Source organism: methanotrophic endosymbiont of Bathymodiolus puteoserpentis (Logatchev) (assembly GCF_900128525.1).
Lineage (GTDB): Bacteria > Pseudomonadota > Gammaproteobacteria > Methylococcales > Methylomonadaceae > Methyloprofundus.
In genome coordinates this window covers 18,504-27,319 of sequence record NZ_FQTQ01000149.1, presented here as the reverse complement: position 1 = coordinate 27,319, position 8,816 = coordinate 18,504, and the positions used below count along the sequence as shown (strand labels likewise).

General features: G+C 39.5%; 9 protein-coding genes and 1 tRNA gene. 6 read left to right on the top strand and 4 right to left on the bottom strand.

Annotation, left to right across the window (positions count from 1 at the left end; all coding sequences use genetic code 11):
• Window positions 1-54 precede the first annotated feature (54 nt).
• The 6 genes from BQ7314_RS11825 (at window position 55) to BQ7314_RS11800 (ending at window position 6,883) form a co-directional block, all read left to right on the top strand.
• Entirely contained in the window at window positions 55-1,950 is a 1,896-nt protein-coding gene (locus tag BQ7314_RS11825; protein ID WP_245394984.1) for a UvrD-helicase domain-containing protein, read from the top strand.
• A gap of 494 nt (window positions 1,951-2,444) precedes the next feature.
• Window positions 2,445-2,612: a hypothetical protein gene (locus BQ7314_RS11820; protein WP_174483894.1), complete on the top strand. Its 168-nt coding sequence runs from the start codon at window positions 2,445-2,447 to the stop codon at window positions 2,610-2,612.
• Between the two features lie 491 nt (window positions 2,613-3,103).
• Window positions 3,104-3,179, top strand: a tRNA-Lys gene (locus BQ7314_RS11815).
• A gap of 183 nt (window positions 3,180-3,362) precedes the next feature.
• Window positions 3,363-4,280: an adenosylcobinamide-phosphate synthase CbiB gene (gene cbiB / locus BQ7314_RS11810; protein WP_174483893.1), complete on the top strand. Its 918-nt coding sequence runs from the start codon at window positions 3,363-3,365 to the stop codon at window positions 4,278-4,280.
• Window positions 4,273-5,259 (top strand): threonine-phosphate decarboxylase CobD, encoded by a 987-nt coding sequence (cobD, locus tag BQ7314_RS11805; RefSeq protein ID WP_174483892.1) that lies wholly within the window; start codon window positions 4,273-4,275, stop codon window positions 5,257-5,259. The genes cbiB and cobD overlap by 8 nt, the downstream gene beginning before the upstream one ends.
• Window positions 5,260-5,398: 139 nt before the next feature.
• The gene (locus BQ7314_RS11800; RefSeq protein WP_174483891.1) at window positions 5,399-6,883 is read left to right on the top strand and encodes a cobyric acid synthase; all 1,485 of its coding nucleotides are present in this window, start codon (window positions 5,399-5,401) and stop codon (window positions 6,881-6,883) included.
• Between the two features lie 176 nt (window positions 6,884-7,059).
• Here BQ7314_RS11800 and BQ7314_RS11795 read toward each other — a convergent pair whose 3' ends face one another.
• From BQ7314_RS11795 to BQ7314_RS16140, 4 genes are all read right to left on the bottom strand, one after another.
• Window positions 7,060-7,263, bottom strand: a complete 204-nt coding sequence (locus BQ7314_RS11795) for a cold-shock protein (protein WP_174483890.1) — start codon at window positions 7,261-7,263, stop codon at window positions 7,060-7,062.
• 132 nt (window positions 7,264-7,395) lie between these two features.
• Window positions 7,396-7,731, bottom strand: a complete 336-nt coding sequence (locus tag BQ7314_RS11790) for a hypothetical protein (RefSeq protein WP_174483889.1) — start codon at window positions 7,729-7,731, stop codon at window positions 7,396-7,398.
• 72 nt (window positions 7,732-7,803) lie between these two features.
• A complete protein-coding gene (locus BQ7314_RS15955) occupies window positions 7,804-8,187 on the bottom strand; it encodes a transglycosylase SLT domain-containing protein (protein WP_280953887.1) in 384 nt (127 codons plus the stop codon).
• The gene (locus BQ7314_RS16140; RefSeq protein ID WP_425356649.1) at window positions 8,135-8,803 is read right to left on the bottom strand and encodes a transglycosylase SLT domain-containing protein; all 669 of its coding nucleotides are present in this window, start codon (window positions 8,801-8,803) and stop codon (window positions 8,135-8,137) included. The genes BQ7314_RS15955 and BQ7314_RS16140 overlap by 53 nt, the downstream gene beginning before the upstream one ends.
• Window positions 8,804-8,816: the final 13 nt, after the last annotated feature.

The following is an 8,816-nucleotide window of genomic DNA, read 5'->3' as shown; positions in this document are numbered from 1 at the left end:
TGGGTATAGGCGATATTCCTCCGTTATCGGAAGTCATCCGTGCGGCCGCTGCCTGTGGATAATGAGAAGTTACAATATAATCAATATATTTTAGATAATGATATTCGCACTTTGCAGGGTGAGTTAGTCAAAAGTTATGAAGAATGTGAAATCGCCAATTTTCTGTATCGACAAGGCATACGCTATCAACATGAAGCTAATTATCATATAAATACTTCTGGACCCGATTATAAAGCCTATCAACCGGACTTTTTCTTGCCGGATGATGGTATTTATATTGAACATTTTGCGGTCAATGAATACAGTCAAACACCGCCATTTATTGATCAGCAAAGTTATTTGGAGGGGATGGCTTGGAAACGAAGTTTACATGAGGAACACAAAACTCCGCTAATTGAAACTTATAGCTATCAAAAGCACCAAGGTATTTTAACGCAAAGTCTCAGTGAGCAATTACAGCAAGTGGGTGTTAGTTTTCAACCACTAGCTAATAATGAATTATTAAAGCAACTCAATCAATTAGGTCAAGTTTCTACTTTTGCTCAGCTACTAGCTCGGGTACTCGCCTTATTCAAATCTGCCTACTTAAATATAAAAGATATGGTAGCACTTGCAGAACAGCATGAGGATAAAGAGCGTATGCAGGCGGCAGCATTTTTATTTGAACCGATTTATGAGCTTTATCAACAACAGCTTCGTGATACGCAAACTATCGATTTTGAAGATATGATCGGTTTGGCAATACGTTATGTAGAAAGTGGGCAGTATCAATCACCGTATCGTTATTTATTAGTCGATGAATTTCAGGATATTTCTGCCAGCCGGGCGCGATTGATTAAAGCTTTATTGAACCAGCAGGCAGATAATAGCTTGTTTTGTGTCGGCGATGATTGGCAATCTATTTACCGTTTTACCGGCAGTGATGTCACGATCACCAAAGAGTTTAGTGAGTATTTTGGCTATACCGCAACCAGTGTTTTAGATAAGACTTTCCGCTTTAATAATAAGATTAGCGAGTTTGCGTCGCAATTTGTTATGCGCAATAGCACGCAAATTGAGAAACAGATAGTCAGTCATCATCAGGTTAATCAACCGGCAGTATCGTTAATCAAAACGAACCAAGATTCCGTTGCTTTAAATGCAGCTTTATCTGCAATTTATACTAAAAATCAGAATAAAGCGGTTAGTGTGTTGATTTTGGCGCGAGTCAGTTTTAAAAAGCCGGATTTAAGTATTTATAAAAGTCAGTACCCAAGCTTACAGCTACAGTTTATGACCGTGCATGCTTCTAAAGGAAAAGAAGCGGATTATGTCATTATTTTAGGGTTAGATAAAGGGAGGCATGGCTTTCCATCTGAAAAAGAAACACCGGCTTTATTAGATTTACTATTGCCTAAAGCGGAGGATTTTGCCTACGCGGAAGAACGACGGTTATTCTATGTTGCATTGACTCGCGCGCGGCATCATGTCTATTTAATTAGTGATGCGACCAAAGCGTCTGACTTTATTCGAGAATTAATTCTTGATAAGTACGAAATGTACAGTGATGAGTTTCACGGTATAGGCTTTCAAGACAAGCTTGCCGATAAATCCTGTCGTCATTGTCAAACAGGATTTATGTTGGTTAAAGACAGTCAATACGGTAGTTTTTTTGCTTGTAATCAATATCCTTTATGCTCATATACAGAGCCTGCATGCCAGTGGTGCGGTAGTGAATTAAAAGAGCAGGGGCGTTTTAAAGTGTGTGTCAGTAAGTGCTGTGATTATATCGAACCCATTTGCCCTAAATGCGGCGGCAGTATGCGTTTACGCAAAGGGCCATATGGTGAATTCTGGGCTTGTTCAAATTACCGCAAAGGCTCTAAATTTTCTTGTGATCATAAAGAAAAGCAGATTGATTTAAAGCAGGCAAAGCATAAAGGTTTGCCGGATGAGATGTATATTACCTAATTGAAAATGGTAATAACGGATGATAAGGAGGCAGCCGAAGGAATGAGCAAAAGAAACAGGTTATTATCAGTAATTTAATTTAAGCGAATTTACTGATGAAGCAGTGCAGGGTTTAGATGATATTTACCTAGGATGCTATTGAAATTTGTTATTTAAGCCAATTAACCCCTGCTACCATACTCAGGGCTGAGAATTTTATAACTCCCCGAAATTGACTTGTCTTTTTGCTCAGTTTCTGTGTTGTAAAAATAGTTTCGTAGCCTGCTATGCGCCTATTTTTACGCCTTGAAACTGAACCGAAATCCAGCACCAGTTTCAGTCTTAGGTTTTATTTCATCCTCAGTCCTAAGAGAATAGTAAAGTTTTGTGATTTTAATGTATCCAAATAGGAAATAATTTATGTGCTATTTGTATTATTGTAAATAATATGTCGTTGCCTATAATGAACCTGCGTTAAAGATAAACGCATTTAATTTTTTCCTAGAGGACTAAAGATGAAAGATTTATATAAAGATATTTTAACTGGATTAGTATTTATGATTGGCTTGCTGGGCTTTTTATCTGGTGAATTTATTATCTCATCAACATTATTTGCAGCATCAGCGATAGCGAGTAATGTAAGCATAAATCGTAAACGCGGTAAAGCGGGCAGTATTGCATGAAGGGACTGTCCGTACTCGTACGGCTAAATGATAAAAACTAAAGGCTTCTATAGCATTTAGCTGGGAAGATTTTTTTAAGGGTTATTCTTAGTCCTTACCCAATACGTTTTTTTTATATAGGTTTTACCAGGTTTTCTTCTGAAAAATAAGAATAATGGCAACTAATACGTATCTTTTGGGTGTAGGTGTGTCAACGCACTTTCTTAGAAGGTTTTACTTACTTATACAATCTGAATTCCAGTCATAAGGAGCAGCAATAGTGTTTAGTAATACCTTGCTGGATTGAAGGAGGTTTTTTGGGGGGGGCGTGTTTGTATAAAATATTTTTGGAGTGGATAATACCCTTAATAAGGGTCTAGCTCACATTCTATATAGGATAGTATTACAACTTAGGCTAATGAAAATATTGATTATTTTTAATAAAATATAAAAAATTATAAAAAATATCTTGTCAGAGCCATTTTTCATTGTATAATAATCAAATCTTCTGAGGGTCCTTAGCTCAGCTGGTAGAGCACCGCACTTTTAATGCGATTGTCGCGAGTTCGAATCTCGCAGGACCCACCACAGAAGAGGATATAAAAAACGCCAGCTTTTAGCTGGTTTTTTTATGCCTAAAATTTGATCATCAATTGATTTCCATTAGTCTTTTTATATCTACTCGTTTGTGTCAGTTGGTATTTAGTTGGCGCAAAATTTCTGTCTGCATGCCTCTTTTTTAACTTTTCTCAAACTAGGGTGGTTTACTCGATGTCTATTGCTCTTGCGGTTTTTTTTGCCCTGTTACTCGATATTTTATTGGGGGAGCCTAAAAAATGGCATCCACTGGTATTTTTTGGTCAGTGGGCAAATTATTTGGAAAGGCAGTTTATTCAATCGAGTCATGAATCTAAGATTAGGCAAAAAGCTTATGGTTTTTTGGCTTTGGTTTTGGCTATTTTACCGGTAAGTATGGTTGTTTTTATAGTGACGCGCGGCGGGTTGTTGGCCCCATACTTAAGCCCTATTATGCTTTATTTTTGTATTGCCCCTAGAAGTTTACTACAGCATACTCTGGCGGTTTACCGACCCTTACAGCAAGAGAATTTGGTGCAGGCTCGATTAGCCATTTCGATGATTGTAAGCCGTGAGACTGAGCAGATGGATACATTACAAATTCGTAAAGCGGCTATAGAAACAACTTTAGAAAATGGTGCTGATGCTGTTTTTGCGCCGATTTTTTGGTTTATTATTGCTGGGCCAGTAGGTGCGTTGTTTTATCGTTTAAGTAATACTTTGGATGCCATGTGGGGGTATAAAAATGCGCATTATTTACATTTTGGGTTTGCTGCAGCTCGTTTAGATGATGTACTGAACTGGCTACCGGCTCGGTTGACTGCTTTAAGCTATTTATTGTTGGGTGATAGCAAAAAGGCTTGGTTTTGTTGGCGTACACAAAGTCCTTTTTGTGAAAGTCCAAATGCAGGTGTCGTTATGAGTGCAGGCGCGGGTTGTCTGAATGTGCAATTGGGTGGATCAGCGATTTATCATGGTGTATTAAAAAACAAAGCTATTTTGGGTGTTGGTCGTGTTGTGGTTAATGAGGATATAAAGCGTGCTAATTTATTGATCGTTTTATCTGCGGTGCTGTGGCTAGGTGTTATTATTTTAGGAGAATCTATTGCTTAAGCATGGTGGGCGACTATTGGAGGCGGTGCATAAATATCAAATTCCAGTGAGTGACTGGCTCGATTTATCCACAGGCATTAACCCGAATGGCTACCCTGTCCCAAAGATCCCTAATGCTGTTTGGTTGCGTTTGCCCGATAACTTAGATGGTCTTATTGATGTTGCACAGCATTATTACCAGTGTAATTCTTTGCTTGCTGTTGCTGGCTCACAAGCAGCTATTCAGGCTTTGCCTCAGTTACGTAAGGCAAGTGTGGTGGGGTTTATCACACCTTCGTATGCTGAACATGCGTATGCTTGGCAAAAAGCGGGCCATTCAATAGTCAGCTTATCAGCGACTGAGATTGATCTACATATTAATCAGCTAGATTGTCTGGTACTGGTTAATCCAAATAATCCCAGTGCCTGCCAGTTCAGTAAAGATCAGTGTTTTTCTTGGCTGGAAGTATTGCAGAAAAAAAATGGCTGGCTGATTGTTGACGAGGCTTTTATTGATAGTATGCCTGAGTTAAGTTTAAGTTCTTATGCGCCTTTAAAAGGTTTGATTATTTTACGTTCTATAGGTAAATTCTTCGGTTTAGCGGGAATTCGGGCAGGCTTCGTTTTAGCTGAAGCGGATATTTTAGAGCAATTAAATGAGTTGCTGGGCCCTTGGACCTTGAGTAATCCTACTCGCTTTGTTACGGCTTGTGCACTACAAAATAAGCAGTGGCAAGATGAGATGCGAGTGCAATTGCGGCACAATAGCGGGCGTTTGGCGCGTTTACTGACTGATTATCAATTAGTACCCATAGGCTCTACACCACTATTTCAGTGGGCGGTAGTAGAAAACGCAGAAGAAATTCATTATTTACTCGCTAAGCAGGCTGTTTTGACGCGGTTTTTTGTGCAACCTACAAGTTTGCGTTTTGGCTTGCCTGCTGATGAAGCGGGATGGGCGCATTTAACTACTGCCTTGGAAGCTATTTCATCGTGTTAGTGCAGTGCACTCTTAATTATGAACTATAAAAAAGGTATAAATAATTGTTTTTAAATTGTTATTAGCTTTATAGTTTTATTGGTTATTGCGAAGCTAGCTGTACTAGATGCGCTATTTTTATTATACAAAAGGAAATTCAATGTCAGCAATAACGCTTATGGTGCAAGGAACAACTTCTGATGCGGGGAAAAGTGCATTGGTGACGGGGTTATGTCGATACTTTAAGCGTCAAGGTTATTCGGTTGCCCCTTTTAAACCGCAAAATATGGCATTAAATAGTGCCGTGACGGCGGCGGGAGGCGAAATTGGGCGAGCTCAGGCAGTTCAAGCGATAGCTTGTGGTTTGCCAGCACATACGGATATGAATCCTGTTTTACTTAAGCCGAATTCGGATAAGACCGCACAGGTTATCTTTCAAGGAAAAGCGGTAAAAAATCTGGGTGCGAAAGCTTATCATGCCTATAAAGCACAAGCGATGCCGGTTATTTTAGATTCTTTTGCGCGTTTAGAGAAAAGCTATCAGCGCGTGGTGGTCGAAGGAGCAGGGAGTCCGGCTGAGATTAATTTACGTGATAGAGATGTTGCCAATATGGGCTTTGCAGAGGCGGTTGATTGCCCTGTTATTATTGTCGCTGATATAGATCGAGGGGGCGTGTTTGCGCATTTAGTGGGTACTTTAGATTTATTGAGCAAGTCTGAGCAGCAACGGGTACTGGGTTTTGTTATTAATCGTTTTCGCGGGGATATGGGTATGTTACAGCCTGGTATTGAGTGGTTGGAGAAGCGTACAGGTAAGCCAGTATTTGGCGTACTGCCTTATTTACATGACTTGTATTTAGAGTCTGAGGACAGTGTGACAGTGAGGCAGTCAGAAGTTGGGGTAGGAGCCTTTAATATTGTTATTCCTCGTTTGCCGCGGATGAGTAACCATACTGATTTTGATGTCTTGCGTTTAAATAAGGGCTTGAATATTCAGTTTAGTTGTAACCCTAATTTGGTAGATAAAGCAGATTTAATTATTTTGCCAGGAAGTAAGTCGGTTCGAGATGACTTAACATGGCTTAGAGAGCAGGGCTGGGAGAGGTTTATTTTTCAGCATTTGCGCTACGGTGGTAAAGTTATAGGAATTTGCGGTGGCTATCAAATGCTCGGTAAGCTGTTGCATGACCCTTTAGGTATTGAAGGTAAGCCTGGGTCTAGCAAGGGCTTAGGGTTGTTAGATATGCAAACGACTTTAAGTGAAAGTAAAACTTTAAACCAAGTTTCAGGAAGGTTATTAATGGCTGATGCTATTGTGCATGGCTATGAAATTCATGCTGGAATCTCTGAAGGTCCAGCATTGTTAGCACCGATAATTGAATTGGAATGCGGTATGCGCGAAGGCTCAGTGTCTAGCGATCAGCAGGTTTTAGGTACTTATTTACATGGTATTTTTGATCAGCCTGAAGCTTGTATTGCTCTTTTGCATTGGGCTGGCGTAGAAAAAGTACAAGCAGTAAATTTTACTGAATTACGGGAGCAGGGAATTGACTTAATGGCTGATACCGTTGAGAAGTACATGGATATGCCATTATTGGAGAGTATATGCTTCAAGTTTATTGCAGCTAAAAAAAAGGCTCCATAAAGGAGCCTTTTTAGTGGTATGTGTATTTGACTATACATTTAACACGGGATAACTTTTTATGATGCAGAGCATGAGACGAATGAAGAAAAATTGCCTCCCTTCATGGAAGGTAATAAATAATTTTCGCCTGAATCACGTTATCCTCATGTGTCCCGCCTTAAATCCGTAGCCGTGTCTTATTGAACTTTTACGTTAAGTGCAGATAAGCCTTTTGCGCCATTTTCCACATCGTAAGTGACAACTTGATCAGGTTCTAGTGTTTTGAACCCGTCTCCCTGTATAACTGAATGGTGAACAAAGACATCGTCACCGCCGTCAGCTTGCTCAATAAAACCAAAGCCTTTTGTGTTGTTAAACCACTTTACTTTACCTGTTGCCATTAGAAAACTCCTTAAAATATAAAAATGTATGGCGATTACAGAACAACAACTGATAACAAGCTTTAATGCCTTTAAGTTCAAACACTGCTTTCTGACATACTTATTTTACTAGGGTTGTTATTTGCATGCCACTTATTTTGTAGTTACGGCTGTACCATAAACTTGCGTACAAGTATTGCTCCATAAAATCCAGTATTGTGAATAAGTATCTGATGTAATTTGCACTAATGCTGTTGTATTAGGGATGTCCTCTAGAGCATCCTCTAAGGCAGAATGGGTTTGATTGCCGCCTGACAGTGGAATGAGTCCTAAAAGTTTATATTGGCAGTCGCCTCCAACCGCCTTACCTAGTTCACGGTAACTTCCTGGCTCAAGGGGGATATTAGACGGTGCAATGCCGCCAGATGTATGGGCGCAGCCTATTAGTGTAGAGCTGAGAGCGAGAAGGGTTAAAGTTTTAGTTAGCATACCGAATATTCCTTTTGTCGTAATAGAAAAGTTTAGCAGAAGCATAAAAGGTTTATACAACTTATGTGCAGTTTAATGAGCTTGAAGTGTTATTGGGGGCATTGCTGTTATTTCTTCAATTTCTTTATGATTGGTATACCAGAGTAGCAAATCTATATAAGCACGAATATTGTCTACATAAATGACAGGTTCTTTACCTCTGGCATAGCCATGCTTGGTTTTAGAATACCATTTTTTTTTTGTTAGTAAAGGTAATATTTGTTTAACATCGACCCATTTATCAGGATCTTTACCTAATTTTTGGGTAATAATGCGTGCGTCTTCTAAGTGACCAAAGCCTATATTGTAGGAGGCTAAGGCAAACCAAGTGCGGTCTGGTTCAGGAATTCGTTGGGGGATTTTTTTAAGGCGCTGTTTTAGGTAGCGCGCCCCCCCCGAAAATACTTTCTTTAGCATTGGCTCTGTCTTTTACGCCTAATTGTTTGGCAGTTGCTCTCGTTAGCATCATTAGTCCTTTTACACCTGTAGGGGAAACAGCATCTTTATTCCAGTGCGATTCCTGATAGCTAATAGCCGCTAATATTCGCCAGTCAAAAGCGTATTTTTTAGCAGCTTCTTGGAATAAAGCTTGGTATTGAGGTAGTCGGCTTTCAAAATGTAAGCGGAAGGTACAATTACCAACATACTTAATATTTCGGGTATGTCCATAATGACGCTCAAGAAGCTGTTCCAGTACTTTATTTTTGGTGATCTCATTAAAGAATTGAGTGGCCTCATCGTAAAGGCTGGTATCTGTTGACTTCTGAAAGGCCCAAGCAAGTTGTCGGGGCGGACTAATATCAAAAGCAACATTGAGTTTGGGGTAAAAACGCCGAATTAATATGATTTGATTGGAGTCGGCAATAGTGTAATCAATAAGTCTTGCGTTAATGAGGTACAGTAATCCATCAGTATCTAAATTTTTATTGGTAAGCCATTGTAAGTTTGGGTTACTTTTTTGTAAGTGTAATAGCGTTTCGACATGGCTAGTATCTTGCACAATCTCTAAAATTCCATTGCTCAAATCTGCCACAGTTTTGGGTCGT